The sequence below is a fragment of the Caldimonas brevitalea genome (genome assembly GCF_001017435.1).
Taxonomy (GTDB): Bacteria; Pseudomonadota; Gammaproteobacteria; order Burkholderiales; family Burkholderiaceae_C; genus Caldimonas; species Caldimonas brevitalea.
The window spans coordinates 3,612,882-3,639,050 of sequence record NZ_CP011371.1; the positions used below are offsets into that span (position 1 = coordinate 3,612,882).

The following is a 26,169-nucleotide window of genomic DNA, read 5'->3' on the forward strand; positions in this document are numbered from 1 at the left end:
CCGCCGCCCTCAGCGTTTTTTGGACAACGCGTTCGCCTTGCGGGCGCCGCCCGAGCGTGAGCGTGATGTTGTGCTGAGCGTGTCGACCGACAGCACGGTGGTGCCGAGGTCCGTACCACGGCCGTCACGGAACGACACCGCCCCCAGGTAACGCTGCCCGGTCCCGACCGACCAACCCAGGCCGACCGAGGCGTTGCCGCCGAGGTGGACATGGCGCGGACCCGACGCACGCAAGCTGCCGGTGCCGGACTGCGGGCCGACCACCCAACTCGACAATGTGAAGCTGGCACGGCCCCCTTGCGGTGCGTAGCCGACCACACAGGCGCTGTACTGCCCCGGCGCCGGGTCGCTCAAGCGCACTTCCTCGTCGGCGGTGGCACCGGCACTGATGCCGACCAGGGCTTCGTCCAGGTAGACCTCGAGGTCGAGATCGTCGGCGCCGCCACCCGAGCTGTCGCTGTCGAACAGCGCGAAGCGGGCATGCCGGGCGCCGGTGGCCACCGGCACGTCGAAGCAGGTCACTCCCCCGCTGCTCACCACACCGGACTGCCGCGTGGCCGGTACGAGGCCCAGCGGCACGGTTTCGAGCACGCCGCTGTAGCCGGTGGCGACGTTGAACACCTTGGTGCCGGTGGCCCTTGTATCGTCGAACGACGCCGGCGCGTCGAGCGTCAGGGCGCGTGCGACGATGGGGCTGAGCACCTGTTGCCCGGCCCCGTTGCGCCAGACCAAGCTGCCGAAGCGCCACTCGCCGGAGGGTGCCGAGGTGCGCAGCAGTTGCACCTTGAAGCGCGCGCGCTCACCCGGCGCGAGCTGCAGCTGTGCCGGTACGACCGCCACGGCAAAACCCGGCAGCTTGGCATCGGCGACGTAGGTGGCCGGCGAAGTGCCCAGGTGGCGCACCTCGCGCTGCACCTCGAGGCGGCCCACCACCGTGGCCCCGAGCGACGGCAGGTTCAGGTTGTGGGCCGCGATGGGGAGGCTTGTGCTGCACCTCGGGCCGTCGGATGGCAGCAGATCGAGCCCGCACAGAAAGCCGACGTAGTCGGCGAGGCCGGCCTCGTACACCAGCGATGTCGCGGCGGCGGCCCGCGGGTTGAGATGGCCGGCGCCATAACCCCAACGGTCGCCGTCCACGCCCCCCTCGGGTGTGCGCAACGGCCCGGCGGACGTCAGCAAGACGGACTTGATCGCCGCGGGCGACCAGGTCGGGTGGCGTTGCTTCAACAGCGCGGCGACACCGGCGACATGGGGCGAGGCCATCGAGGTGCCGGACAGGAAGTCGGCGGCCGGCGGCGGCGTGAGGGTACCGGCGACGACGGCAGCATGCTGCGCCTGCGTGGCCGGCTGCCAGGCGAAGGCCGCGAGCAGGTTGACGCCGGGTGCGCTCAGGTCGGGTTTGACGATGAGGGGCGTCGCGAGGTTGGGCCCGCGTGACGAGAACTCGGCGACCACCGGCGCGACCACACCTTCCGCCTGTGTCGCGACACCGAGAGCGGCGCTGGCATCGGCGCTGACCGCATAGCCACGGACCGTGGCCGCGTCGGTGTGCGGCAGGTGGACGGTGGGCACGAAATGCGGGTCGTCGAGGAGGTCGCTCGGCTCGACGTTCAGCAAGATCATGCCTGCGGCGCCGACCCGCGCCGCCTCCTCGCTTTTCTCGACGCGCGCATTGGTGCCGCGGTCACAGACGATGATCTTGCCAGCGGCCTTGGCGGGATCGAGGGCATCGAGGAAACACAACCGGGCGTCGAGGTTGCTCTCGTCGAACGGCGGGTACAGCGCCACGGCAGTCGACAACACCAGGGGCTTGCTCGGCACGCCGGAGGAGCGGGATGCCCCCTGCAAACGCGCCCCGTTGCCCAGTTGCACCGGCGCGACCAGCCGCCGGTCGTGCGTGGAGGCGGCGACGGTCGTCAGCCAGGGCGCAGGGTGCGAGACGGTATTGCCCGGCCCCTCGTTCCCCCCGGCCGTTGCGACGAACACGCCAGCCGCGGTGGCGTTGAGGAAGGCCTCTTCGACCGGATCGAGCAGGTCGTCGGTCGACCCGCCGATCGAGAAGTTGATCACGTCCACACCGTCGGCCACCGCCTGCTCGATGGCGGCCACGCTGTCGCCGATCCAGCAGTTGACGACGACCTCGTCGGTCGCAAGGTCGAGCCAGCTCCAGCACGCTTTGTAGATCGCCAGCCGGGCGCGGGGCGCCATGCCGGCAATGCGTCCGGTATCGGTGCCGTTGACGCGGGTGGCGACACCGGCGTTGCCTGCCGCGATCGACGCTGTGTGGCTGCCGTGCCCGTCCTGGTCGCGTGGCGACTCGTACTCGGCCCAGTGCAGCGGCAAGCCGCTGGCCTTGAACGACGCGTCGAAATAGCGCGCGCCGATCACCTTATGGTTGCAGCGCTCGGGGCCGAAGCCCGGGCCGCTCTGGCAGCGGCCGCTCCACCGGGCCGGCGGCGGGCCGTAGACCACCCGGCCAGGCTGGTGCGCGGAAACCGGATCTCCGTTCGCATCGACCTTGTCGGAGAACGAGGGGTCTTCGGGCCAGATGCCCGAGTCGATGACGCCGACCACGACATCCTCGCCTTTCAGGGGGCGTGACGCTGCATCGACCTGAGACCACAGTCCGCCGGGGGTGCTGAGGCCCAGAAAGATCGGCGTGCGGCTGGTGGCCAGGCTGCGCGGCAGGTCGCGGCGGACCGCGAGCACCCCGGGCGTGGCCTTCAGCTTTTGCACGTCGGCGTCGCTGAGCAACGCCGAAAAGCCGTTGAAGGCCACGCCGTAGCGGTGCAACACCTGGGCGCCGGCCACACCGGCCAGCACCTGGTTGCGGCGGGTGTCGAGATGCGACAGGTAGGCCCGCACGCCAGGGGCGCCGAGACGGAAAGTGCCGCCCGGCGCGGCACGCGTGGCGGCCAGGCCGGCCACGCCGCCGCTGTAGGTCGCTGCGGGCGGGCCGCTGAGTTGCACGATATAGGCCTTGCGGCCTGCTGGTTGTGCCGCGGCAGCAGCGCCGGCGAGCACGAGCACCAAGGCGAGGAGATGTCGGTACATGAGGGGCTCCTCGCGGTCAGTGGGCGGCAGGCGCCGGGGCACGGCGGCGGCGGCCGGCGATGAGCATGCTCGCGGCGCAGCCGAGCACCAGCAATGCGGCGCTGCCCGGCTCTGGCACCGCAGCGGCCACCTGCAGGTTGTCGAGGGCAAACTGCGCCAGGTTTTGCGCCGGGCGGAAGCAGCCGCCACCGGGGCCGTAGACGCAGGCAAACACATCGAAGGACGTGATGTTGCCGAAGGCCGCAAAGCGGTCGCCGGCGTGACGCGCAAACGAGAACGCGCCGTCGGCTCCGCTCTTGCCGGCGTCCCAGGCGCCGAACACCCTCCGGCCGTCGGCCGCCAGCGCCTCCACCACGATCTGGCCCACGTTGGAGCCGGGGCTGAACTCGAGCGGCGCCACGAAGGCGGCGTCGAAGCCCAACAGGCTGAAGGTGCCGCCGTCCACGCGCTGCACCGAAAGCGAACTGTCGTTGAGGCCGGCATAGAACTGGGTGTCGTTGCCGCTCGGACAGACGATGTCGGCACAGGCCGCCGCCGTGTCGAGCATCCCGAAGTCGCCCTCGACGCGGAAGCGGAACTCACCTTGTTCGAACCCGCTGCCATCGGCGTACAGGGCAGGCGGGCCGGCTTCGAAATCGAGCACGGCGCCCTGCGCGGGCACCAGCGACGCCACCGCGCACGTCGCCAGCATCGTGGCGCACCACCTGGAAACTGGAAGCTGCTTCGGCATGGATCACCTTTCAGGTTGAGCGTGCGCGCGGACGACGACACCCATTGACGTCGCAGGCGTCACGGCGGGGATGCGAAGGAGAAGAGGACCAAGGGACAAAGCGAGCAAAAGACCGGCGGCATCCGGCACTCGATTCGATCGCCGCATCACCCCGTCGACGTCGTGGAGGGGCAACGGCGGCGGCCATCACGCACCTCCGCCGAGGGAACGCCGCTTGCCGCTTTCTGCCTGCCTCAAGGAGATCGGCAGATGACTTCGCGCACACTCCGCCTTGCCCCCTACGCCCTGACGTCGATGCTCGCGCTGGCCCTGTCGGGCTGCGCAGTGCCGCTGCTGCACGGCATGGTCAACCTCGATCAGAAGCTGGCCGCCGCCGGCGGGCTGCCTGCAGGCTCGAACGGCTGCCGGGACGAACCCGGCTTCCCCATCACGATCTGCCGCCCCGGCAGCTACCGGCTGACCGAGAACCTCGTGGTGCCGGCCGACACCGACGCCGTCGAAATCCTGGCCGACGATGTGACGCTCGACCTCAGTGGTTTCTCGATTGCGGGCCCGAGCACCTGTGAAGGCAGCGGCGCCGACTTCAGCTGCAGCGGCCAATCCGGCACCGGCATCACCACCGGACTGGTGCGCGGATTGGCGGTACGCAACGGCGTGATCCACGGCATGGGTGGCGATGGCATCAACTGCAAAGGCTGTACGGTCGAGGGTGTGAGGGCCCGCCACAACCGGGCCGGTTTTGTCGTGACGAGCGGGCTGGTCAAGGACAGCCTGGCGAGCTCCAACCTCATCGGCGTCGGCCTCAACCGCTCGTCGCTGGTGCACTCCACGGTGCAGATGAACCATACCGGCGTCACCGCGGCCAACGGCGGCGCCGTGATCGGCAACGTCATCGCGACCAACACCGACGTCGGCCTGCGCATCGTCGGCGACGGCGGGTATGCCCAGAACTCGTTCCGGGCCAACCAGCAGGCAGACGTCGACGGCGGCGTGAACATGGGCGGCAATGTCTGCGGCGCCGCCTTGTGCGCGGCGCCCGAGGCCGAGTCGCGCGTGGAGCGTTGACTCGCCCGAACCAGCCTCGAGTGGCGCGGTGGGTGCCGGCGCGAGCGAGGCCCGACGGAAAAGCCGCGGAAGGGCCAGGCGAGCGTCGCCGGCACGCCACTCCCGGCTCGTCACCAGCACCGGCGCTGTGTGGCCAGCGGCCCCGGGGAGACACGCCGGTACCTGCCCGGCCCCGCCCTGCCGGCGGCGGTGCGTCACGCCGGCACGGCGCTGCGCCGCTCGAGAACCTGGGGCATCAGGTCCGACAGGGCCAGCGCCTCGGCCCCGGGGGCCAGCCAGGGTTGAGGGCCGGCGTCCAGCAGCGCGCCGCGCAACCACGGGTGGTCGGCATAGACGGTGTGGTCGCCGCCTCTCTGGCTGCGGCACACCAGCGCGGCGTCGATGGCGGCGCGCGGTCGCACGCCCGCAGGGCTCTGAAGATAGTGGCCCGACTCCCACTCGGCGCCGAACGGCGCCGGCACCCCCTGCAACACCCCGAGCCCGCTGAGGCCGGCCGACGCCACCGCGTCGGCCAGGGCCTCGACCACGCTCGCTGTCGTGAGCCCGGCTTCCTGGAGCCGCTGTCGGTGAAACACCAGCAAGCCGTTCTCGGCGGGGTGGAAAAACACCAGCGAGCGGCGCGCGTCGATGCGCCCTTCGCTGCTGCGTTGCAGCCAGCCACGGTCGCGGAAATACCGGTTGGGATGCAAGTCCCAGTGCACCGGCGCCACGCCGTGGTCCGAATGGATCACGAAGCGCCAGTCGTCGGGCAGGCTGCGCCGCAGCTTGGTGATCCATTCGTCGAGCCAGCCCATCACGCGCAGGAAGGCGGGCGCCAGCGGGCCCGAGAAACTGCCGTCGGGCCGCACCGCGTGGCAGAGGATCTGGTGCGACAGCTGGTTGATCAGCGGGTAGTAGCCGACCGTCAGGTCGGCGTCGTGCCCCTCCACCGCCCAGCGGATGTCGTTCGCGAAGCTGTCGTGCACATGCCGCATCAGCGCGACCAGCAAGGTCTCGGCGGCGCCGGTGCCGCCGTCCCGCAGACTCACGCCGAGGCGGCGCTCCTGGTAGAGCCGCCCCGGGTTGGCGGCCACATAGGGACGCGCGCGGCCATGCATGCGGCGCCGCTCGGCGTCGCGCCCGTGCACCTTGACAGCGTGGTAGCCGAGGAAGACCAGTTGCGGCTGGTCATCGATCACCACGGTTTGCAGGGCAAGCGCCCGGTGTGATTCGCCGGCCTTGGCCCAGGTCGCGTGCGGCAAGGGCAACACGGGGCCATGCAGCCGTGCCGCCCACACCACCCGCCCCTGCGGATCTTCGAGGCGCAAGCCGTCGGCGCCGCCGCGCACGCGCAGGTCGAGTTGCAGGGCGGGCAAAGACAGCCGCTGGCCCGGCGCCAGCAGCGCAGGCGCGGCAAGGGGCGTCGAGAACACTTCAGTGGCTGACAACAGCCGCGGGAACAAGCGCAAGGGTTCGACGAAGGGGACCGCGCAGGTCCGCACCGTCTGGCCCCGGGCGGCATACAGGTCCCAGACCATCGGCACGTCGCGCGGCCAGACGTCGAAGCCGTTGCGGAACGCGGTGGGGTCGCCACCCGCGACCACCGGCACCTCGGCGCCGGTCAGGCCGTGCCGCTCCGGCGGGCACCCGCTCCAGATCGTGAACAGCGACGGCGGCGTCTGGCAATTCGGTGCCAGCGGAAGCAGCGGACGCACGCGCTGTTCGCGCCACAACCGCCCCATCGTGCTGTCAGGTTGCGCGCTGGTATAGGCGCGCAGCAGTTCGAACGACAGGCCGTCGACCAGCAGCCAGAGTGTGCGTGGCAGCATGGCGGGCGTCAGGCGATGGGCCCGTGAAGGCCGGCACGCGCCGGGTGGCCGTGCGACGGCTGCATTCTGCCGCGGCAGGACACCGCGATGCAGCGGGAGCGAATGGGGACAGTGGGTCGCACACAGGGGACTTGGGCGGACGAGGGTTTCCTCGTTGTCTCCATCGGATGCCTCGCAACTTCCGCCGGCCAAATCGAGCGATTTGGCCGTCATGCTTTGGAACTCCGGTTGGTATTGGGCCGACCGGGCTTGGAATCAATGTAGGGAAACAGCCGCCGGATAACGACAACAGCAAATTGGGAAAATAGCGCAGACCCCAATAATGCTGATCGCGGCGGGGGATATTCCGGCGGCTGTTTCTTGGATGGCAATGTCCCACAAGGAAAGATGGCGAGTACCTGACAGCTTTTACGGCCACCCCCTGAACGAGGGATCAGCCGGGCCAGGACCCGCGCCGGCGCTTGAGGACGGCGGCCGACTCAGGGTATAGGCTGCGAACCTGGAATCGACTGTGCAATTCACCAGGTCGAATTCAGATTCAAAATATCTGGTGAGCCTGGTAAACGGCGGACGCGCAGGCGAAGAAGCCTGCGCTGCTTCGCCGCCGTACGGCTTGCACAGATGTAAAACAATTACTTCATGTCAGGCCGAGAAACAGCGTATTTGCAGTTTCCGACGCGTGTCATCGCATTGAATTGCTGAATCTTTTAGGTATCGGTGCTGGCACACGCCGCCGACCGGGCGCGGCAGGCAGCCCGCTCCTGTCGCACGGCGCGGCTACAGCCGCATCAAGCGTTGCGCGACGACGGCGCGCCGCGCGACGGCGCACCGCGCTGAGTGTGACCCTGCGACACGTGGTCGCCGTCGTCCGGGTCCTGGTCTTCACCCGTTTCGGCGGCCGCCTGGCCGCGCCCGGTGATCTGCTGCAACTCGTCGATGCGGCGTGACGCCTGCGCCTTGGTCAGGTGCTCGTCGAACGGTTGTTTGGCCTCCTCGGACAAGGTCTTCAGATAGGAACGTTGCGCCCCGGTCATCGGCTCGTCGCCGGTGACCCAGTCGTCCGGGTCCTTCTGCATGTTGCTCTGGTCCGCGCTGGCTTGCGTACGCTTGTCGGTCATGCTCACTCCTGTGCCCGCCTTGGCAGCGGGCTCTCGCGATGCGGGCCTGCCAGGCCCTGCAAGGTGTCGTCGATCACGCCCGTCGAGGGCACTCGTCTCGGTTCAGCACGCGCTATGCCTGCGCGCCCGACAGCTCAGCGCTGGAAGCCACGCAACGACGACCAGACATTGCTGAACATATAGGCGCTCGCGCCGACCGCGCCAGCCGCCATCACGATCGCCCCTTCTGGGAAAGACCGAAGCCCGCTGGCGCCGAGTTCGCCGACACGCGACCCGAGCAGTTGCAAGCGCCGGCGGGTCATCTCGCTGCCCAGCTCCTGCAGGCGGTCGGCCAGCAGACGTTCGGCAGCGGGAATCAAGGTCGTCTCTTCATCGGCCACGTGGTGCAGCACGTCGCGCATCAGCTCCAGGTAGGTCGCGTCATAGTCGGCGGCCGAAGGAGGCATGGAGCGCAGCCGTGCAATCAGACGCCGCACTTCGGCATGCTCGGGGAAGCTCTTCTCGACCACCACGGCATCCGACGCGAGCTCCTGCAAGGCGGGGTAGAAGATTTCTTCCTCGAGCTGCGTGTGGATCTCGAGCGCAAGGCAGGTGGTGTCGACGAGGGCGGCCTTGCGCTCGGACGGCGTGCCGGGCCTGAACTGATGAAAGGTTTCCAGCACATGGCTGTGATCCATGCGGATCAGGTCGGTGACGCTAGGGGAGAGCTTGTGGATCAGGGCAGCCATCGTGGGTCTCGGCGAAGATGATCCCCGGAGGCTTGCAAGCGCCATTCCCGCGGCGTTGTCTGCCGCGCACGCCCTGCGCGCGGCAGTGGTCACCCGGTGCGATCGGTGCGCACCGCCAGCACGATCGACGTGGTGGTCTTGCGTACCCCCTCGATCTCGCCGATTTCGTCGAGCAGTGCGTCGAGGCGGGCCATCGAATCGGCGCGCAGCTGCGCCATGTAGTCGAACTCGCCGCTCACCGAACAGAGCTGGCGCAGCTCCGGCAAGCGTGACAGCCGCCGTGTCACGTCGCGGCCCGACTTCGGCTCGGTGGTGATGCCCACATAGGCGTGAATCGCACGGTCGGCCACGTCCTGGCCCAGCCGCACGGTGTAGCCCACCACCACGCCGTCGCGCTCCAGCCGGGTCAGCCGCGCCAGCACGGTGGTGCGGGCCACGCCCAGCTTGCGGGCCAAATTGGCCGTGCTTTCGCGCGCGTTGGCCTGCAGCAGCGCCAGCAGGTCGCGGTCGAGTTGGTCTTTGACGGCGGGCAGCCGGACGGGCGGTGGGGGAGCGGTGCGGCGCATGGGTTCACCTGGCGGTGGTTCGACGTTCTGTATCGTACCTGACGACATATCGCCGAAGCTCACCCCGATTTCGACAAACTGCCGCTTTCATTCGTCATGCCGGCTTTCTAGACTGACCGCGGCCCATCGGCCTTCGAATCAAATACGGAGACTCAACATGCGCGTGGCACTACTCGGGGCAGGTCATATCGGGCAGACCATCGCCCGCCTCCTCAACGACAGCGGCGACTACCAGGTCACGGTGGTGGACAAGAGCGAAGCGGCATTGGCCAAGCTCGGCGCGGGCATCACCACGCTCTGCACCGACACCGGCGACCCACGCCAGCTGCTGGCAGCCCTGCGCGGCCACGACGCCGTCATCAACGCCCTGCCCTATCACCTCGCCATCCTCGCCGCCACACAGGCACGCGAAGTCGATTGCCACTATTTCGACTTGACCGAGGATGTCGCTGCGACCCGCGCCATCAAGCAGTTGGCGGACGGTGCCAGCAGCGCCTTCATGCCGCAGTGCGGGCTCGCGCCAGGCTTCGTCGGCATCGTCGCCCACCACCTGACCCAGCAGTTCGAGACACTGCACGACGTCAAGATGCGTGTCGGCGCGCTGCCCGCGTTCCCGACCAACGCGCTGAAGTACAACCTGACGTGGAGCGTGGACGGCCTCATCAACGAGTATTGCCACCCCTGTGAAGCGATACGCGATGGCCGCTGCCTGGAGATGCTGCCGCTCGAAGGGCTGGAGCACTTCTCGCTCGACGGTGTCGAATACGAAGCCTTCAACACCTCCGGCGGGCTCGGCACCTTGTGCGAGACGCTGCAGGGCCGGGTCCGGAGCCTGGACTACAAGTCGGTGCGCTACCCCGGCCACCGCGACTTGATGAAGATGCTGCTGGAGGAACTGCAACTCAAGGACGAACAGGACACGCTGAAGACCCTGTTGCGCAAGGCGGTGCCGTCGACCATGCAGGACGTGGTGCTGGTGTTCGTCACCGTGAGCGGCCTGCGCGGTGGCCATCTGGTGCAGGAGGTGTTCGCCCGCAAAATCTTTGCCGACCGTCGCGAGGATGCACCCTTGTCGGCGATCCAGATCACCACCGCCGCCGGCGTGTGCGCCGTGGTCGACCTGTTCCGCGAGGGTGCCCTGCCCCAGGCCGGCTTCATCCGCCAGGAACAGGTGGCCCTGCCCGATTTCCTGTCCAACCGTTTCGGCCGCGCCTATCAGCAATCGCGGCACGTCGAGTCGATCGCCTGACGCGGACCGCCCTCTCACCGGAGACCTTCACATGCACCACGCACATCAGCTCCTCGACACCCTTGGCGTCAGCGCCGCGCACCTACAGGGCGGCTCGCTCGGCGTACGCTCGCCGATCGACGGCGCCCGGCTGGCCAACCTCAGCCCGACCCCCGTCGCAGCAGTGGCCGACCGGGTCGGCGGCAGTCACGCCGCCTTTCTCGCATGGCGCCAGGTGCCGGCGCCGCGCCGCGGTGAACTGGTGCGCCTGCTCGGCGAGGAGCTGCGACGCCACAAGGCCGAACTGGGCCGGCTGGTGTCCATCGAAGCCGGCAAGATCGCCTCAGAAGGTGAAGGCGAAGTGCAGGAGATGATCGACATCTGCGACTTCGCGGTCGGCCTGTCGCGCCAGCTGCACGGGTTGACCATCGCATCCGAACGCCCCGGCCATCGCATGATGGAGCAGTGGCACCCGCTGGGGGTGGTGGGTGTCATCACCGCCTTCAACTTCCCGGTCGCGGTGTGGGCCTGGAATGCCGCTTTGGCCCTCGTCTGCGGTGACCCGGTGATCTGGAAACCTTCGGAGAAAACACCGCTGACGGCCTTGGCGACGCAAGCCCTGTTCGAACGCGCGCTGCAACGCTACGGTCCGGACGCGCCACCCGCATTGTCGCAAGTGCTGCTGGGGGGGGCCGAGCTGGGTCAGGCGCTGGCCGACGACCGGCGCGTCGCGCTGGTCTCGGCCACCGGCAGCACCGCGATGGGCCGCGCGCTCGGACCGCGCGTGGCCGCCCGTTTCGGGCGCTGCCTGCTGGAGCTGGGCGGCAACAACGCCATCATCGTCGCACCCTCTGCCGACCTCGAACTGGCGGTGCGCGGCATCGTCTTCGGCGCCTACGGCACCGCCGGCCAGCGCTGCACCACCACGCGCCGGCTGCTGGTGCACGACAGCATCTACCCGGAACTGGTGACGCGCCTGGACCGGGTGCGCGCCGGCCTGCAGGTGGGCAACCCGCTCGAATCCACCACCTTGGTCGGCCCCTTGATCGACCAGGCGGCCTTTGATCGTATGCAACAGGCCCTGGCCCGTGCGCGCGACGAAGGCGGCCACGTGACGGGTGGCGAGCGCGTGCTGGCCGAGCAGCATCCCGAGGCCTGGTATGTGCGCCCCGCGCTGGTCGAGATGCCGAGGCAGTCGCCCCTGGTGCGGGAGGAGACCTTCGCCCCCATCTTGTACGTCATGCGGTACCACCGCTTCGAGGAGGCCCTGGCCCTGCAGAACGACGTGCCGCACGGTCTGTCGTCGGCGATCTTCACCAACGACCTGCGCGAGGCCGAGCGCTTTTTGTCGGCCGCCGGTTCGGACTGCGGCATTGCCAATGTCAACATCGGCACCTCGGGCGCAGAGATCGGTGGCGCCTTCGGCGGCGACAAGGACAGCGGCGGCGGCCGCGAGTCGGGCTCCGACGCGTGGCGCGCCTACATGCGGCGCGTCACCAACACGGTCAACTACTCGGGTGCGCTGCCGCTCGCGCAAGGCGTGAAGTTCGACGTGTAGGCGGCGGGGACCGAGGCGCCCCCAACGGCGACCGCGTCCCTGTGGCGCGCGACGCCGCCGCGCGCCTGCGAGCTGGCGGTCGCGCAGATTCAAGGCCGCGACTGCCCCGAGCCCTGACGCGAGCCGGTCGAACCCGTGCAGTTCGGCCGGTGACGACCTGCAGAGGCAAATGCCGAGGCGGCGCCGGCCGGCGTAAGCCTTTTGCCTATCGGCGCGACGACACCCTAAAGCGCGCCCGCGTCTGGCCGAAAACGTGGCTCCTGCTCGCTCTGGCCGCGATGCCAGCGGGCGTTCGCTGCTTGTCAGGCCGGCCAGCGCGCGGCATGACGGCTCAGACCCCTCGCCTCGATGACACACGTTTTCGATTGCCCTCTGCCCGCGCGACAGTGGCTGCTGGGCGTGCTGCTGGTCAGCTCCAGCTTCGCCGCCGCCGCCGCGGCGGACCCCGCCGACCCTGCCGAACCGACGCGTTTGCGCTGGAGCGGCTTCGCCACCGCCGGAGCGGTCTGGACCGACGCCGACGAACCCTGGGGGTTCAGGCGCGACAACCTACAGCGCAGCTCCCACGCGCGCCCGGTGCAGATGGCGGCCGACAGCCGGCTGGGGCTGCAAGGCAATCTGAGACTGGGTGCCGACTGGGAGTTGGTGACCCAGGCCGTGGCGAAGCGACGGGTCGATAGCACGCCGTGGACGGAGAGCGTCGAATGGGCGTTTCTGTCGTACCGCCCTCGCCACGACACCGTGCTGCGCGCCGGACGCACCAGCCCCGACATGTTCCTGCTGGCCGACTACCGCAACGTCGGCTTTGCCTATCCTTGGGTACGCCCCAGCGTCAACGTCTACGGCTGGATGCCCTTGTATTCGATGGACGGCATCGACCTCACGCGCGACTTCGACACCGGCGCCTCGTCCTGGCGGTTCAAAGCCTATGCCGGCACCAGCCGCACCACGGTCCCCGGTGGCGCGGGCGAAGACATTACCCTGCGCGCCCGCGACATGATCGGGGGGACGCTCACGCATGAACGCGGCGGCCTGACGCTGAAGCTGAGCCTGAACCAGATCCGCCTGGAGATGAGCGGACACCAGCAGATCGAGGCGCTCGGCCATGCGCTCGACGGCATCGCGAAGCTGCCGGTGCCCCGGGTGGCGGCCGAAGCACACCAGCTTCGCTCCGCCGTTTTCTCGGGCACGTTCGAAACCCGCTACGCGGCCGCCGGCGCCTCCTATGACATCGGCCCCTGGTCCTTGCAGGGCGAACTCAGCCGTGTCTCGAGCGAACTGCCCAACATGCGAGGGCTGAACGGTTACGGCAGCATCGCCTACCGGCACGCCTCCGTCACGTGGTACGCGATGGTCGGTCGTTCACGCCCCAGCCGCGAGCCCTTGTCCCCCCCGACCGACTGGGCCGCGAGCCTGACACCACTGATCGGCGCCGGCAACGCCGCGACCGCGCAGTGGGCGGGCACGATGGCGGCCTACGTCAACAACCTCGGCCGGCTCGACCAGACCAGCTACTCGCTCGGATTGCGCTGGGACCTCCATGCCCGCAAGGCGCTGAAGTTGCAGGTCGACCAGTTCCGCGTCCGCGAACACGGCGGTGTCTTGTGGGCCGATGCGACGCCGGAAGCGCGACGCGTCAATGCGTTGTCGATCGCGCTGGATTCGGTGTTCTGAGATGAGGCCACGCACCCGGATCTTCGTCGCGTGCCAGCTGTTGTTGGCCGCCGCGGCCGCGCGAGCGGACCTGTATGTCGTGGTCCATGCCGACAACCCGGTACGCCAGATATCGGCGAAAGAAACGGTTGACTTGTTCATGGGCCGCAAGCGCAGCTTCCCCGACGGCGACCATGCGCTGCCCTTCGACCTGCCCCGCGACAGCGCGGCCCGCGCCGGCTTCTACCGCGCGCTGACCGGCATGGACCTGGCCCAGATCAACAGCTACTGGGCACGGCTGATGTTCAGCGGACAGACGATGCCGCCGCAGCCGATGCCGAGCGAAGCGGCGATGCTGGAGGTCGTGAAGCGCAATCCGGGCGCGATCGGCTACTTGAGCCAGGAACCCGCCGACAAGGGCGTGCGCGTCGTGCTCGTGCTGCCCGAGCCGCGCTGAGATCTGCCCACCACTGAGAACGCTGCGATGCGGTTTCGTCGACTCCAATTGCGTTTCCTGCTGGTGGTGCTCGCCAGCGCGGCCCTGTTCGCCGGCGTCGCTGGCACGGCCACCTACCAACTGGCCTACCAGGAATCGATCGAGGACGGCCGGCGCACGCTGGACGCCCTGGCCACCGCGGTGGAGCGCACCGCCGCGATCGGAGCCTACAGCGGCGACCGAGGTGTGATGCAGGAGGTGGTGGACGGCTTGGCCCGCAACCATCTCGTCGCGGCCGCCCATCTGCAGCCGCTCGGCGGTGCACTGGTGCACCAGGCGGGGGTGCGGCTCCAGCCAGCAGCCAGCGCGTCGGCGCGGTTGGTGCTGGAACGGGCCCTGTCGTCGCCCTTCGACGCCAAGGAGACGATCGGCCAGTTGCGCATCGAGGCCGACATGGCGGAGCTTCGCGCGACCGCCGCGTCCCAAGCGTCCACGCTCACCGCCCTGATGGTCTCGCAGGTCGCGCTGATCGCGCTGGTGCTCTACGTGGCCGCGTCGCGCCTGGTCTCCCGCCCCATCGTTCAGCTCGCGACTCGGTTGCGCGCGATGCAGGCCGGCACCGGCGACCGCCTCGCAACGCCCGCTCGGCATGTCGCGGACGAGATCGGCATGCTCATCCGCAGTGCGAACACGCTGCTCGAAACCAACGACGTGACACTGGAACGCGAGCGCCAGTTGCGCGCCGGCGTCGAGGCGCTGGAAGCGCAATACCGGCAGATCTTCGATTCGACCAGCGCGGCCATCTTCGTGCTCGACGGGCACCGCCGGCTGATCAGCGGCAACCCGACCTTGCTCAAGGTCATCGACCTGCCGCTCGCCCAGGCGCAAACGTTGAGTGGCGGCGACTTCCTGCGCCACGTGTTCGCCCATCCGGAGCGCGTCGAGACCATGATCGAGACCGCACTGCAACGCGGTGAGACGGCGTCGGCCGACCTCGCGTTGAGCAGTTCACACTCGACGGCACGCTGGGTGCATTGCCTGATCTCGGCGCGTCGGGCCGAGGGTGTTGCGTCGGCAGGCCCGGCCGGATGGATCGAAGGCGTGATGTACGACGTCACCGAACGCCGACGCGCCGAACATGCGGTGCGTCACCTGGCCGAGCACGATACCTTGACCGGGTTGAAGAACCGGGCGGCCAGCGAGGCCGCGATCGAATCGATGCTGAACGAGGCGATGCGCAACGACGGATGGTTCACGTTGCTGTACATCGACCTCGACGGCTTCAAACAGGTCAACGACAGCTTCGGGCACGCCGCCGGCGATCAAGTGCTGGTTCGCTGTGCGGAACATCTGCGACAGGCGGGGCGCCGCAGTGGCGACTTGGTGGGCCGCCTGGGCGGTGACGAGTTCGTCGTGGCGCTGTACGGCAGCCGCCCGGACGACCCGCATGTCGCGCAACTCGCTGGCGATCTGGTGCGGGCGCTGTGTCAGCCCCTCAGGCTGCCCGGCGGCGAGGCCCGCATCGGTGCGAGCATCGGCATCGCCTGCTACCCGCTGCACGGACGGACAGCGCGGGCCTTGAGCATCAGCGCGGACGACGCGCTGTATGCGGTGAAACGGTCCGGCAAGAACGGCTATGCGTTCGCCGTTCCGCAGGTGCACGCGAAAGCGGCAACGGCAGCGGCAGTGGGCTGACGTCAGCCCGTGGCGACACGGCTGTGGTTGCGATCGAAGGGAACAGCTGGAAGTGACGGCGCCAGGCCGTGACCTCAGGCTCGAAACAGCGCAAGCAGGTGACTGGCCAGGCTGGGAGAGCGATGCTGGGCGACGAAACGCTCGACGATCTGATAACCGACCACCGGATCGATCAGACCCGAATTGATACGGCCCACGAACCGGGCGATGCCGATGTCGTTGATGAGATGTTCGAGCTTGTCTTTGTCCACGGCCTGCGATTCTCCGGATACTTCAAGAGCTACCGACCCGGTTCTGTTGTGAACCATCGCTGTTGGCACGATCGTCTCTCCTATTGAATAAAGCCACCTCATGGGCTCTACCACGGAGTGTATGCGCTACGAACGCAATATAGGGGCTGGCTCGCTCGAATACGACGTTGCCGAAGCCGCCCATCCGTTGCCTGTGATCGCCCCAGCGCCAAAACCGGTAGGGCACCTCGCTGTGCACGCACACCACGCCGATGCACCGGTCGATCGCGGCAGCGGGGTCTGGGGTTTGCCCGCGTGTGGAAGTCCCGGGGTCGGACACCACGATCGGAATGAACAGGATGCTTTTGTAGGGCGCTGGGACACCGGGAACGGTCGCGCGCATCGGTTTGAACGGCGTGCCGCGCCCCCGGCCGAACTCATGCTCGATCATCCAGCGGCCGTCGGTGCCGACGTAATAAGCCTGCAGTTTGTAAGAGTCGACCGGGCGGCGTGTGGGCTGGCTCGTGTCGGTACGCACCAGTACTTCCATTTTCCGCCCCGCGGCATCGCAAAACACCAGCAAACTCGCCTCCGTGACCTTGCCTGAAACGTCCCCGATCAATTCGCACACCTCGTGGCGCAAGGCCTCGAGCACCTCGCGCAGCGATGCCTCCACGGTCATCAGGCCGCCATGCGGCGCACCGATCGGAAGGCGGCGCACCGCGCCGACGAAGTACTTGTAAGCCAGCCGGCGGTCCGATCGGCCGCCGGCCCGCCGCCAAGCGTCAAGCAGCTTGGGAGCGCCGACGACGAGCACCGCCACCGTGATGAAAAAATAGTCGAGCGTGACGAGATCGTGAAACATCTGAAAGATTGCGTCCCACCCGTGCGCCTTCAGCGCGCTCGCGGACGCCTCTTGCGTGTAAGTCTTGCGCATGAAGATGGGCAAGCTGGCCGCGCCGACCAGCAGCAAGGCTCGGAACAACACGATGGCCAGGCTCAGCAGGCTGCCGCTTTTGGCGCTGCCGAGCAGGTCGGGTAGCGTGCGGTGCCACAGGCCCGCCATGCCTTCGCGCCACCCCCCCGCCTGATCCAGCCGTGAACTGACGTAGGCCCGTGCGACCCGCCGGAACTGCTCAGCTGATGTCATGATCACTCCCTGAAGTGCGGCCTCAGCGGCCGGACCCGCGCCGCTGTCGGCCATCTGTGCACGGACGCATTGTGTTGTCGCCAACGTGCCAAACGGGGAACCGGGCATCCATTCCTGGCGACCTAGACAGGGGCCTCTGCCCCACCCCTGGCCTCACAACTACTGTATGGGCATACAGTATACGCACCAGGGTGGGTGGTGGGCGGGAGTCCCTTCGGCACAGTCCGATTGCTGGACACTCTCAGGCTGGGGGCGGCGACGGGGGGTGGCGCCGTGCCCAGCGACCCCTCTGCGGTCGCGCTGAGGACCGGCCGTCTGGGCCGCGGCGGTGGCGCTACAGCCTCTACAACGGTCTCTCCTTGCTTTGTGCCTGCCGCTGCCTCAGAGGTTCTGCAGCGCAGCACAGGGGTTCTCCTGTCAGCGCAAACATGGACTCGCGCGTCACTCAGGGATCGCGAGGCATCGCCGGCAATCGGCGGCGGCGACTCTTGTCTGCACCAGGCGAGTGCATAAAAAAACGGGCGCCCAGTGGGCGCCCGTTTGATGGATCAAGGAAAAGCGGGATCAGCGCACCACGGCGATCTGCTCGCGCTGGCCACCCTTGTAGGTGTAGAGGGTCAGGGCGCCGTTCTTGATGTCGCCCTTTTCGTCGAAGCTGATCGTGCCGGTCACGCCCTTGTAGCCGTCGGTCTTGGCAAGCACCGGCAGGTACTTGGCAGGGTCGGTCGAATTGGCTTTCACCATCGCCGCGACCATGACGTTGACCGAGTCGTAGACGTAGGGAGCGTAGATCTGGACGTCGGCGTTGAACTTCTTCTTGAAGGCCGCGCGGAAGTCGTCCATGGCCTTCTTCTGCTCGCCCTCGACACCGCCGGCTTCCGCACAGATCACCTGGCCGTCCGACACCGTGCCCGCCGCCAGCTTCGGCAGTTCGCCGGTGCAGATGCCGTCGCCGCCCATGAACTTGGCCTTGATGCCCAGCGACTTCATCTGGCGGATCATCGGGCCAGCCACCGCGTCCATGCCGCCGTAGAACACCACATCGGGCTTCTTGGCCTTGATGGAGGTCAAGATGGCCGTGAAGTCGGTTGCCTTGTCGTTGGTGAACTCGCGGGCCACCACGCTGCCGCCCGCGCCCTTCGCGCCCTTTTCAAACTCGTCGGCGACGCCCTGGCCATAGGCGGTGCGGTCGTCGATCACGGCAATCGTCTTGCCCTTCAGCTGGTTGACCGCATAACGGCCGAGCGTGCCGCCCAGGTGCACGTCATCCGCGACGGTGCGGAAGGTGGTCTTGAAACCCTGGCGCGTGTATTTGGGATTGGTGGCCGACGGGGAGATCTGTGGGATGCCCGCGTCGCTGTAGATCCGGGAGGCCGGAATCGTGGTGCCGGAGTTCAGGTGGCCCACCACCCCGTGCACCTTCGAGTCGACCAGTTTCTGAGCGGCGGCGGTGCCCTGCTTCGGATCGCCAGCGTCGTCTTCGGCGATCAATTCGAACTTGACCTTTTTGCCCCCGATGGTCACACCCTTGGCATTCAATTCGTCGATCGCCATGCGGGCGCCGAATTCGTTGTCCTTGCCGAGGTGGGCGATACCGCCACTGGTCGGTGCAACGTGCCCGATGCGGACCACTTCCTGGGCGAAGGCCGCTCCGGCCAGCGTCAGGGCAGCAGCACCGACGATCAGGTTCACTTTGAATTGCATGAAAAGCCTCCTAGCTAGGGAAAGTTGAGATTTAGATTGATTGACTCAACGGGCGAAACAATACTCGAAAAAAAACACTGTCCCCTGCGGGAATCCTCTAGGAAAACCCGCATCCGGGCAGTCAACCCCCCGATGCCACTCTCGTTTGGCCCCGGGACGCGTGGCGCCCAGGAAAGCAAGAGGTGGACCAAGCGCGGAGCCGACCCGCGGCCGGCGGCGCCGCACACGGCGGGACCGCAGACAGACCGGCAGCGGGCGGTCGTGTCATCGAGCCTTTTGCCGCGACAACTCGTGCGCCACCGCGCGTCCGATCACCTCGCGCAGCGTCGACGCCAGTTCGACCCGCGTGTCGCGGATCAACTGGTCCGCCATGCGCCCCAGTGCAGGTGTCAGCGTTTCGCGCAACCGGAATTCAAGCGTCAGCTCGACTTGCTGTTGCAGGTCGGCGAGCACCCGGTTGACCAACCGCTCCTCGTCGACCGCATCGAGCGCCGGAGACGGCACGGCCTCCGCCAACAACTCGACCGGCAAGGGCGCGGGCTCGGGCACCGGCCGCACCACTTCGGTGAGCGTGGGCACCAGTCGGGGCGGTGCCGTCTTGCCGGGCGTCATCGCGGCCTCCGAACAGCTGGACCGCGCCATGGCGCGCGCGCTTCACCGCCGGGCAGCGCCCGCGGAAAGAAACAAGTCATGCCCCCACCTCGTGCTTCTGGATCTCGTAGCCGCGGTCGCTGTAATGCTTCCAGCGCTGGCGGCCAGCCTGGCGGTCTGCGTCGTCGGGCGTCACGATCTCGATCAGACGCTCGAAGCGCTCGAAGCCCTCCGGCACCGAATCGCCCAGGTTGACGAGCACCGCCTGGTGGGGAATCTCGGCCGCCCGCGCCGCCAGCCACAGCCGCGTGTGCGCGGCCAGCGCGGTATGGGCCTGGCGGGCGCTGGCATGGGGCAAAAACTCGAGTGGCTCGAAACTCCACAAGGCCCGATCGAGTTCGCCGAGCAACGCGGCCGGCCCGACCACACCCACTTCGGCCTGGCTGCGGAAGGCCTTGCGCAACAGGCGGCAGGCGTAGCTCAGCTTGTCGGGCACATTGAAATGAAAGGCGATCTCGGTCACGTCCTGCGTTACGTCAACGGGCCTGGCTCAACACGAAGTGGGTCAGCAGCGGGACCGGGCGCCCGGTCGCTCCCTTGGCCGCCCCGCCCTTCCATGCAGTGCCCGCGATGTCGAGGTGGGCCCAGCGGTACTTGGCGGTGAACTTGCGCAGGAACATCGCCGCGGTGATCGCGCCCCCGGCCCGACCGCCGACGTTGCCCATGTCGGCGAAGTTGCTCTTCAAGGCCTCTTCATACTCCTCGTCGAGCGGCATGCGCCAGCACGGGTCCTGCGCCTTCTGCCCGCTGCGCAGCAGCAGGTCGGCCAGTTCGTCGTCGGCGGTGAACAGGCCGGATCGGTGGTGGCCCAACGCGACCACGCAGGCCCCGGTGAGCGTTGCGATGTCAACCACGGCGGCCGGCTTGAAACGCTCGGCATAGCTGAGCGCGTCGCACAGGATCAGCCGCCCTTCGGCATCGGTGTTGAGGATCTCGATGGTCTGACCCGACAGGCTGGTGACGACGTCGCCCGGCTTGACGGCGCGGCCGTCGGGCATGTTTTCGCAGGCGGGGATGAGGCCGACCAAGTTGATCTTGGGCTTCAGGTCGGCCACCGCGCGGAAGGTCCCCAGCACGCTGGCAGCGCCGCCCATGTCGAACTTCATCTCGTCCATCTCGGCCGAAGGCTTGATCGAGATGCCACCGGTGTCGAAGGTGATGCCTTTGCCGACCAGCACCAACGGCGCCTGGTTGCGGGCCGCACCTTCGTAACGCAGCACGATGAACCGCAGCGGCTCGTCGGACCCCTTGGCGACCGCCAGGAAGCTGCCCATGCCCAGCTTCTCGACGGCCTTGCGATCGAGCACCTCGACCTTGAGCCCGTGGTCGCGCGCCAACGCCTGCGCCTGCTCCGCGAGATACGTCGGTGTGCAATGGTTACCGGGGCGATTGGCGCACTCGCGGGCGAGCGTGACGCCCGCCGCAATGGCCTGGCCGCGTGCCAGGCCTTGCTGCACCACCTTGGTGTCGGCCTTTTCGCCCAGCAACGTCACCTTGCTGAGCGCGCCTGGCGGCAGTGCGCTCGGCTTGGTGTGGCGGTAGACATAGGTGGCGTCGGTGACTGCGGCCACCAGGGCTTCGGCATGATCGCCGGACATCTCCAGGCTGCCGGCCAGCGCAATGGCGACATGCTTGGCGCTGCTGTTCTTCAATGCCGTCAGCGCATGGCCCACGGCACTGCGGAACGCCTTCGAGCTGGCGTCGCTCGCCGCCGCGAACACCACGCGAGGCGCGCGCACGCCTTGCGGTTTGTGCAGATAGAAGGTGCGGCCGGCCTTGACCACGAAGTCGCGCTGCGACAGCACGTCCTTCAGATGCTGGGCCAGCGGCCCTTCCAGGCCTTGCTCGGCGCTCTCGCCCGCGACGATGACCACCAGGGCGTCGGCCGTGACGTCGGCCAGACCGGTACGGGATGCGGATAGGAATCTGAAGTCCATAATGTCGTCTTGACCTGAATTCATTGATGTTATTCGATTCCTCTGTTCGTCGAGAGTTGGCACGCAGTTTCGGGGCGACGTTGGTGGTGTTGCTCACCATCGTGCTGACGATGATGCTGATCCGCACGCTGGGCCAGGCCGCAAGTGGCGCTGTCGCGCCGCAGCACGTGGTGCTGCTGATGGGCTACACGGCGCTCGGCTACTTGCCCACGGTGCTCAGCCTGTCGCTGTTCATCGCGACCGTCAGCACCTTGTCGCGCATGTACCGCGAAAGCGAGATGACGATCTGGTTCGCCAGCGGCTTGCCGCTCGGTCGCTTTCTGCGCCCTGTCGCACGGCTGGCGGCGCCGGTGCTGGTCGTGGTCCTGCTGCTGGCACTGCTCGCCTGGCCATGGGCCAACCAGCGCAGTGCGGAGCTGCGGCAGTTGTACGAGCGCCGCTCCGACCTGTCTCGCGTCGCCCCCGGGCAGTTCCAGAGTTCGCGCGACGGCCGCCGGGTGTTCTTCGTCGAGCGCAACACCGACAACGGGCAGACCGGGCGCAACGTCTTCGTGCTGCTGCGCAGCGATCGCAGCGAGTCGGTCACCACCGCGAGCACCGGCCGCATCGAACTGCAGGACGACCAGCGCTTCCTGGTGCTCGAGAGAGGCCAGCGTGTCGACCAGAACCGCACCACCCGCGAGAAGAACGTCGCGCAGTTCGAAACCTATCGCATCCTGGCCGGAGAGAAGGCGGCCGGCCCGGGTGAGGCGCTGCCGCCAAAGGCCCGGAGCACGCTCGACCTGTGGCGCGACCCGACGCCGCGCCATCTCGGGGAGCTGATCTGGCGCCTCGGCCAACCCTTGACCGCAGCCAACCTCGTGTTGCTGGCCGTCGGCCTGTCGGCGTCGAACCCACGCCGGGCCGGCAGCTGGAATTTGCTGTTCGCGCTGATGACCTTCATCGTCTATCTGAACCTGTTGAACCTGAGCCAGGCCTGGGTGGCCGGCGGCAAGCTGCCGCCATGGGCGGCCATGGCACTCGTGCACGGCGGCGCTGCAGCGCTGGCGCTGGTGGTCTTGCGTTGGCGGCAGCAGGGTGTGGCCGGGCTGTGGCGGCGCCAGAGCGCGGCGGCCTGAGGGAGCGACGGCCCGCATGAGAACTGTCAGCCGCTTCATCTACCGCGATGTGCTGTCCGCCGTGGCCTTCGTCACGGTGGCCTTTCTGGCCCTGTTCTTCTTCATCGACTTCATCGATGAGTTGGAGAAGGTGGGCCGCAAGGGCTACCCGGTCGGCGTCGCGGTGCTGTACTGCCTGTTGCAACTGCCGGCCCGGCTGTACGAGCTGATTCCCATCGCCGTGTTGATCGGCACCATCTACTCGATGGCGCGCCTGGCGCAGTCGTCCGAGTTCACCATCTTGCGCACCAGCGGGCTGGGGCCGATTTCGGCGCTGGCGCTGTTGATGAAGCTCGCACTCGGGTTCGCCGTCGCCACCTTTTTGCTGGGTGACTACATTGCGCCGGTGGCCGACCAGCAGGCCGAAGTGGTGCGCGCGCAGGCCCGCGGCAACGAGGGTTACGGGCGCGCCGGCGCCTGGCTCAAGGACCGCCGCCACACGCCGGAGGGCGAGCGCAGCTATTCCATCCAGCTGACCGCCGCCTCGACGGAAGGGGCACTGCGCGACGTGCGCATCTATGAATTCGACGCCGACGGCCGCTTGATCTCGTGGCTCACCGCGCCCACCGGCCGCATCGAGCCCGGCCCGGTGTGGCGGCTCGAGCAGGTGCAGCGCAGCAGCTGGCGAGCGTCGCGGGCGCCCGGCCATGCCGAGGGCGAACTGGAGGTGGTCGAGCAGACCTTGCCTCAGTACGAGTGGGCCAGCTCGCTCACACCCTCCGTCGTGGCGGCGGCGGTGCAGTCGCCCACCACGATGTCGGCCGTCGACCTGTACCGCTATGCCAACCACCTGGAAGGCAACGAGCAGTCGGCGCAGCGCTACGAGATCCAGTTCTGGCGCAAGGCCCTCTACCCGCTGGCCTGTCTGGTCATGGTGGCGCTGGCGCTGCCCTTCGCCTACCTGCACAGCCGCTCGGGCGGGATCAGCTTCAAGGTGTTCGGCGGCATCATGCTCGGCATCAGCTTCGTGCTGCTGAACAACGTCGCGAACCACATCGGCCTGTTGCAGAACTGGACGCCCTGGGTGGCCGCTGCGGCGCCCAGCGCGGTCTATCTGGTGATCTCGCTGCTCGCCTTCAACTGGTTGGTCCGCAACCGATGACACGATGAGCCCCGACACCGACGGCATCCTGCTGTTCGCCCACGGCGCCCGCGACCCCAACTGGGCGCGCCCCTTCGACGAGGTGGCTGCGCGGCTGCGCGCCTTGGCGCCGCAAACGGCCGTCGAACTGGCCTTTCTCGAGTTCATGTCGCCCACCCTCGCAGAGGCCGGCGACCGCCTGGCGGCCTGCGGCTGTCAGCGCGTCAGCGTGGTGCCGCTGTTCCTGGGCGCCGGCGGGCACGTGCGACGAGACCTGCCCGAGCTGCTCGACACGCTCGCCGCCCGCCACCCCGGTGTGACGTGGCAACTGCGCGCTGCGGTCGGCGAAACAGAGGAAGTGGTGGCAGCGATGGCGTGCAGCGCCCTCAGACTCGCCTCGGGCTAGATACAAATGACATAATTTCAGCCACCCTCAGAACAGGCTGAAATAATGAACCTGCATCAGTTCCGCTTCGTTCAGGAAGCGGTACGCCGCAACCTCAACCTGACCGAGACCGCCAAGGCGCTCTACACCTCCCAGCCGGGCATCTCCAAGGCCATCCTCGAGTTGGAAGAGGAGCTGGGCGTCGACATCTTCGCGCGGCACGGCAAGCGGCTGAAACGCGTCACCGAGCCCGGGCAGCAGGTGTTGAAGTCGATCGAGATCATCATGCGGGAGGTGGGCAACCTCAAACGCATCGGCGAGGAGTTCTCCAAGCAGGACGCCGGCACACTGTCGATCGCGACCACCCACACGCAGGCGCGTTATGTCCTGCCCGCGCCGGTCGCGCAGTTGCGCAAGCGTTTCCCGAGGGTCAATGTCAGCCTGCACCAGGGCACGCCGGAGCAGGTGGCCCAGCTGTTGATGGAGGAGGCGGCCGAGATCGGCCTGGCGACCGAATCGCTGGCCAACTTCGAGGAACTCGTCACCCTCCCCTGCTATGAATGGCAACACGTCGCGGTGTTTCCCGCCCAGCACCCGCTGGCCCAGGTCGACCGCCCGACGCTCGAGCAACTGGCCAACGAGCCGCTCATCTCCTACCACCCGTCGTTCACCGGCCGCACCAAGATCGACCAGGCCTTCGCGCTGAAGCGGCTCAAGCCGAACGTGGTGCTCGAAGCGATCGACTCCGACGTCATCAAAACCTATGTGCGGCTCGGGCTGGGCGTGGGCATCGTGGCCGAGATGGCGGTGCGCGACGACCCCGCCTTCACGCCCGGCACCGGCGATCTGGTGTGGCGCCCGATGGGCCACCTGTTCGGCCAGAACGTGGCGCGCATCGCCTTCAAGCGCGGTGCCTATCTGCGCAACTTCGTCTACGCCTTCGCCGAATCGCTGTCCGATCGCCTCAGCCGCAACCTGATCATCCGCGCGATGGGCAGCGACGCTGCCTCGTACGACATGTGACCCGCCCGGAGCCCGACACCATGGCCGACATCCGCACGCCCGTCCTCGACAGCAAGCTGCCGCAAGTCGGCACCACGATCTTCAGCGTCATGTCGGCCCTGGCGCAGCAGCACGGGGCCGTGAACCTCGGCCAGGGTTTCCCCGACTTCGGCTGCGACATGCGGCTGGTCGAGTCGGTGACCGAGGCCATGCAGGCCGGCCACAACCAGTATCCGCCGATGCCGGGCGTGCCGGCCCTGCGGCAGGCCATTTCGGCCAAGATGGCGGCGCTCTACGGCCGACACTACGACCCGGAGCAGGAGATCACCGTCACCGCGGGCGCGACGCAGGGCATCATCACCGCCGTCCTGGCGCTGGTACGCCCGGGCGACGAGGTGATCGTGCTCGAGCCCTGTTACGACAGCTACGAGCCCAGCATCACGCTGGCCGGCGGCAAGGCGGTTTTCGTGCCGCTCGGCGAGACCGGGGTGGCCGGCAGCTTCCGCCCCGACATCGCGCGCATCGCCGCCGCCATCACGCCGCGCACGCGTGCGCTGCTGCTCAACACCCCCCACAACCCCAGCGCCACCGTGTGGAGCGAAGCCGACATGCGGGCGCTGGCCGAGTTGCTGGCCCCGACCGACATCGTCGTCATCAGCGACGAGGTGTACGAGCACATGGTCTACGACGGACGCCGCCACGAGAGCGTGGCGCGCCACCCGGCGCTGGCGGCGCGCAGCTTCATCGTGTCCAGCTTCGGCAAGACCTACCACGTCACCGGCTGGAAAGTGGGCTACGTCGCGGCCCCGGCACCGCTGATGACCGAGTTCCGCAAGGTGCATCAGTTCAACGTGTTCACGGTCAACACGCCGATGCAGCACGGGTTGGCGCGCTACATGGCCGACCCGACGCCGGCGCTGGCGTTGCCCGCCTTCTACCAGCGCAAACGCGACTTCTTCCGGGAGGGCCTCGCGACCACGCGCTTCCGGCTGTTGCCCAGCGAAGGCAGCTACTTCCAGTGTGTCGACTACAGCGCCATCAGCGATCTCGGCGAGGTCGATTTCTGTCGCTGGCTCACCGAAGAGATCGGCGTTGCGGCGATTCCGCTGTCGGTCTTCTATCGGGATGGACACGAGCAGCAGGTGGTGCGCTTCTGCTTCGCGAAGAAGGACGAAACGCTGCGCGACGCCCTCGGCCGCCTGCAGCGGCTCTGAGCGCGACGCCTGGCGCGCG

Annotated in this window: 23 protein-coding genes; 11 read left to right on the forward strand and 12 right to left on the reverse strand. The window is 68.0% G+C overall.

Annotated features, from left to right (window positions below; translation table 11 throughout):
• Positions 1–9 precede the first annotated feature (9 nt).
• Together AAW51_RS31190 and AAW51_RS15425 are read right to left on the reverse strand one after the other, a co-directional pair.
• A complete protein-coding gene (locus tag AAW51_RS31190; RefSeq protein ID WP_047195312.1) occupies positions 10–3,054 on the reverse strand; it encodes a S8 family peptidase in 3,045 nt (1,014 codons plus the stop codon).
• A 16-nt stretch (positions 3,055–3,070) separates the two neighbouring features.
• A complete protein-coding gene (locus tag AAW51_RS15425; protein WP_047195313.1) occupies positions 3,071–3,745 on the reverse strand; it encodes an NF038120 family PEP-CTERM protein in 675 nt (224 codons plus the stop codon).
• A 288-nt stretch (positions 3,746–4,033) separates the two neighbouring features.
• Between AAW51_RS15425 and AAW51_RS15430 the strand changes: the two genes are divergently transcribed.
• Positions 4,034–4,849: a right-handed parallel beta-helix repeat-containing protein gene (locus tag AAW51_RS15430; protein WP_047195314.1), complete on the forward strand. Its 816-nt coding sequence runs from the start codon at positions 4,034–4,036 to the stop codon at positions 4,847–4,849.
• A 194-nt stretch (positions 4,850–5,043) separates the two neighbouring features.
• On the opposite strand, the gene AAW51_RS15435 is transcribed toward AAW51_RS15430, so the two are convergent.
• The 4 genes from AAW51_RS15435 to AAW51_RS15450 form a co-directional block, all read right to left on the reverse strand.
• Positions 5,044–6,657 (reverse strand): alkaline phosphatase family protein, encoded by a 1,614-nt coding sequence (locus tag AAW51_RS15435; protein ID WP_047195315.1) that lies wholly within the window; start codon positions 6,655–6,657, stop codon positions 5,044–5,046.
• A gap of 788 nt (positions 6,658–7,445) precedes the next feature.
• Positions 7,446–7,775, reverse strand: a complete 330-nt coding sequence (locus AAW51_RS15440) for a DUF3072 domain-containing protein (protein WP_083438324.1) — start codon at positions 7,773–7,775, stop codon at positions 7,446–7,448.
• A 134-nt stretch (positions 7,776–7,909) separates the two neighbouring features.
• Positions 7,910–8,503, reverse strand: coding sequence for a hemerythrin domain-containing protein (locus tag AAW51_RS15445; protein WP_047195316.1), 594 nt, complete (start codon positions 8,501–8,503; stop codon positions 7,910–7,912).
• An 89-nt stretch (positions 8,504–8,592) separates the two neighbouring features.
• Positions 8,593–9,069, reverse strand: coding sequence for an Lrp/AsnC family transcriptional regulator (locus tag AAW51_RS15450; RefSeq protein ID WP_047195317.1), 477 nt, complete (start codon positions 9,067–9,069; stop codon positions 8,593–8,595).
• A 157-nt stretch (positions 9,070–9,226) separates the two neighbouring features.
• Between AAW51_RS15450 and AAW51_RS15455 the strand changes: the two genes are divergently transcribed.
• The 5 genes from AAW51_RS15455 (at position 9,227) to AAW51_RS15475 (ending at position 15,639) form a co-directional block, all read left to right on the forward strand.
• Complete coding sequence (locus AAW51_RS15455) at positions 9,227–10,318, forward strand: saccharopine dehydrogenase family protein (protein ID WP_047195318.1); 1,092 nt, start codon at positions 9,227–9,229, stop codon at positions 10,316–10,318.
• Positions 10,319–10,349: 31 nt separating this feature from the next.
• The gene (amaB, locus tag AAW51_RS15460) at positions 10,350–11,855 is read left to right on the forward strand and encodes an L-piperidine-6-carboxylate dehydrogenase (RefSeq protein WP_047195319.1); all 1,506 of its coding nucleotides are present in this window, start codon (positions 10,350–10,352) and stop codon (positions 11,853–11,855) included.
• Between the two features lie 348 nt (positions 11,856–12,203).
• A complete protein-coding gene (locus AAW51_RS15465) occupies positions 12,204–13,529 on the forward strand; it encodes a porin (protein WP_047195320.1) in 1,326 nt (441 codons plus the stop codon).
• A 1-nt stretch (position 13,530) separates the two neighbouring features.
• Positions 13,531–13,965 (forward strand): type 2 periplasmic-binding domain-containing protein, encoded by a 435-nt coding sequence (locus AAW51_RS15470; protein ID WP_047195321.1) that lies wholly within the window; start codon positions 13,531–13,533, stop codon positions 13,963–13,965.
• 27 nt (positions 13,966–13,992) lie between these two features.
• Positions 13,993–15,639 carry a diguanylate cyclase domain-containing protein gene (locus tag AAW51_RS15475; RefSeq protein ID WP_083438325.1) on the forward strand — a complete coding sequence of 549 codons (1,647 nt, stop codon included), beginning with the start codon at positions 13,993–13,995 and terminating at the stop codon, positions 15,637–15,639.
• A 74-nt stretch (positions 15,640–15,713) separates the two neighbouring features.
• Here the strand turns inward: AAW51_RS15475 and AAW51_RS29975 are convergent, their stop codons facing one another.
• From AAW51_RS29975 to AAW51_RS15500, 6 genes are all read right to left on the reverse strand, one after another.
• Positions 15,714–15,890 (reverse strand): hypothetical protein, encoded by a 177-nt coding sequence (locus AAW51_RS29975; protein ID WP_157359912.1) that lies wholly within the window; start codon positions 15,888–15,890, stop codon positions 15,714–15,716.
• Positions 15,891–15,912: 22 nt separating this feature from the next.
• Entirely contained in the window at positions 15,913–17,019 is a 1,107-nt protein-coding gene (locus AAW51_RS15480; protein WP_157359913.1) for a hypothetical protein, read from the reverse strand.
• A gap of 564 nt (positions 17,020–17,583) precedes the next feature.
• Positions 17,584–18,723, reverse strand: coding sequence for a branched-chain amino acid ABC transporter substrate-binding protein (locus tag AAW51_RS15485; protein ID WP_047195324.1), 1,140 nt, complete (start codon positions 18,721–18,723; stop codon positions 17,584–17,586).
• Positions 18,724–18,987: 264 nt separating this feature from the next.
• Positions 18,988–19,335, reverse strand: coding sequence for a hypothetical protein (locus AAW51_RS28220; protein ID WP_053013611.1), 348 nt, complete (start codon positions 19,333–19,335; stop codon positions 18,988–18,990).
• A 76-nt stretch (positions 19,336–19,411) separates the two neighbouring features.
• A complete protein-coding gene (locus tag AAW51_RS15495) occupies positions 19,412–19,837 on the reverse strand; it encodes a DNA polymerase III subunit chi (protein WP_047195325.1) in 426 nt (141 codons plus the stop codon).
• 13 nt (positions 19,838–19,850) lie between these two features.
• Entirely contained in the window at positions 19,851–21,311 is a 1,461-nt protein-coding gene (locus AAW51_RS15500; RefSeq protein WP_047195326.1) for a leucyl aminopeptidase, read from the reverse strand.
• A gap of 26 nt (positions 21,312–21,337) precedes the next feature.
• On the opposite strand from AAW51_RS15500, the gene lptF reads away from it, so the two are divergent.
• The 5 genes from lptF to AAW51_RS15525 are packed head-to-tail and all read left to right on the forward strand — an operon-like array spanning position 21,338 to position 26,150.
• Positions 21,338–22,429: an LPS export ABC transporter permease LptF gene (lptF, locus tag AAW51_RS15505; protein WP_047195327.1), complete on the forward strand. Its 1,092-nt coding sequence runs from the start codon at positions 21,338–21,340 to the stop codon at positions 22,427–22,429.
• 16 nt (positions 22,430–22,445) lie between these two features.
• Entirely contained in the window at positions 22,446–23,570 is a 1,125-nt protein-coding gene (gene lptG / locus AAW51_RS15510) for an LPS export ABC transporter permease LptG (RefSeq protein ID WP_047195328.1), read from the forward strand.
• Between the two features lie 4 nt (positions 23,571–23,574).
• On the forward strand, positions 23,575–23,955 hold the full coding sequence (locus tag AAW51_RS15515) for a sirohydrochlorin chelatase (RefSeq protein ID WP_047195329.1): 381 nt from the start codon (positions 23,575–23,577) through the stop codon (positions 23,953–23,955).
• A 45-nt stretch (positions 23,956–24,000) separates the two neighbouring features.
• Positions 24,001–24,957 carry a CysB family HTH-type transcriptional regulator gene (locus tag AAW51_RS15520; protein WP_047195330.1) on the forward strand — a complete coding sequence of 319 codons (957 nt, stop codon included), beginning with the start codon at positions 24,001–24,003 and terminating at the stop codon, positions 24,955–24,957.
• Between the two features lie 20 nt (positions 24,958–24,977).
• Positions 24,978–26,150 (forward strand): pyridoxal phosphate-dependent aminotransferase, encoded by a 1,173-nt coding sequence (locus AAW51_RS15525; protein ID WP_047195331.1) that lies wholly within the window; start codon positions 24,978–24,980, stop codon positions 26,148–26,150.
• The last annotated feature ends 19 nt before the right edge of the window (positions 26,151–26,169 follow it).

What these genes read in the sequence shown, in the direction of transcription:
- AAW51_RS15515 (WP_047195329.1), top strand. Translation starts at nt 23,575, where the DNA reads ATGAGCCCCGACACCGACGGCATCCTGCTGTTCGCCCACGGCGCCCGC.
- AAW51_RS15465 (WP_047195320.1), top strand. Translation starts at nt 12,204, where the DNA reads ATGACACACGTTTTCGATTGCCCTCTGCCCGCGCGACAGTGGCTGCTG.
- AAW51_RS15425 (WP_047195313.1), bottom strand. Translation starts at nt 3,745, where the DNA reads ATGCTGGCGACGTGCGCGGTGGCGTCGCTGGTGCCCGCGCAGGGCGCC.
- AAW51_RS15470 (WP_047195321.1), top strand. Translation starts at nt 13,531, where the DNA reads ATGAGGCCACGCACCCGGATCTTCGTCGCGTGCCAGCTGTTGTTGGCC.
- AAW51_RS15485 (WP_047195324.1), bottom strand. Translation starts at nt 18,723, where the DNA reads ATGCAATTCAAAGTGAACCTGATCGTCGGTGCTGCTGCCCTGACGCTG.
- amaB (WP_047195319.1), top strand. Translation starts at nt 10,350, where the DNA reads ATGCACCACGCACATCAGCTCCTCGACACCCTTGGCGTCAGCGCCGCG.
- AAW51_RS15475 (WP_083438325.1), top strand. Translation starts at nt 13,993, where the DNA reads ATGCGGTTTCGTCGACTCCAATTGCGTTTCCTGCTGGTGGTGCTCGCC.
- AAW51_RS15445 (WP_047195316.1), bottom strand. Translation starts at nt 8,503, where the DNA reads ATGGCTGCCCTGATCCACAAGCTCTCCCCTAGCGTCACCGACCTGATC.
- AAW51_RS15430 (WP_047195314.1), top strand. Translation starts at nt 4,034, where the DNA reads ATGACTTCGCGCACACTCCGCCTTGCCCCCTACGCCCTGACGTCGATG.
- AAW51_RS15440 (WP_083438324.1), bottom strand. Translation starts at nt 7,775, where the DNA reads ATGACCGACAAGCGTACGCAAGCCAGCGCGGACCAGAGCAACATGCAG.
- AAW51_RS15450 (WP_047195317.1), bottom strand. Translation starts at nt 9,069, where the DNA reads ATGCGCCGCACCGCTCCCCCACCGCCCGTCCGGCTGCCCGCCGTCAAA.
- lptF (WP_047195327.1), top strand. Translation starts at nt 21,338, where the DNA reads ATGTTATTCGATTCCTCTGTTCGTCGAGAGTTGGCACGCAGTTTCGGG.
- AAW51_RS31190 (WP_047195312.1), bottom strand. Translation starts at nt 3,054, where the DNA reads ATGTACCGACATCTCCTCGCCTTGGTGCTCGTGCTCGCCGGCGCTGCT.
- AAW51_RS15525 (WP_047195331.1), top strand. Translation starts at nt 24,978, where the DNA reads ATGGCCGACATCCGCACGCCCGTCCTCGACAGCAAGCTGCCGCAAGTC.
- AAW51_RS15435 (WP_047195315.1), bottom strand. Translation starts at nt 6,657, where the DNA reads ATGCTGCCACGCACACTCTGGCTGCTGGTCGACGGCCTGTCGTTCGAA.
- AAW51_RS15455 (WP_047195318.1), top strand. Translation starts at nt 9,227, where the DNA reads ATGCGCGTGGCACTACTCGGGGCAGGTCATATCGGGCAGACCATCGCC.
- lptG (WP_047195328.1), top strand. Translation starts at nt 22,446, where the DNA reads ATGAGAACTGTCAGCCGCTTCATCTACCGCGATGTGCTGTCCGCCGTG.
- AAW51_RS15500 (WP_047195326.1), bottom strand. Translation starts at nt 21,311, where the DNA reads ATGGACTTCAGATTCCTATCCGCATCCCGTACCGGTCTGGCCGACGTC.
- AAW51_RS28220 (WP_053013611.1), bottom strand. Translation starts at nt 19,335, where the DNA reads ATGACGCCCGGCAAGACGGCACCGCCCCGACTGGTGCCCACGCTCACC.
- AAW51_RS15480 (WP_157359913.1), bottom strand. Translation starts at nt 17,019, where the DNA reads ATGACATCAGCTGAGCAGTTCCGGCGGGTCGCACGGGCCTACGTCAGT.
- AAW51_RS15520 (WP_047195330.1), top strand. Translation starts at nt 24,001, where the DNA reads ATGAACCTGCATCAGTTCCGCTTCGTTCAGGAAGCGGTACGCCGCAAC.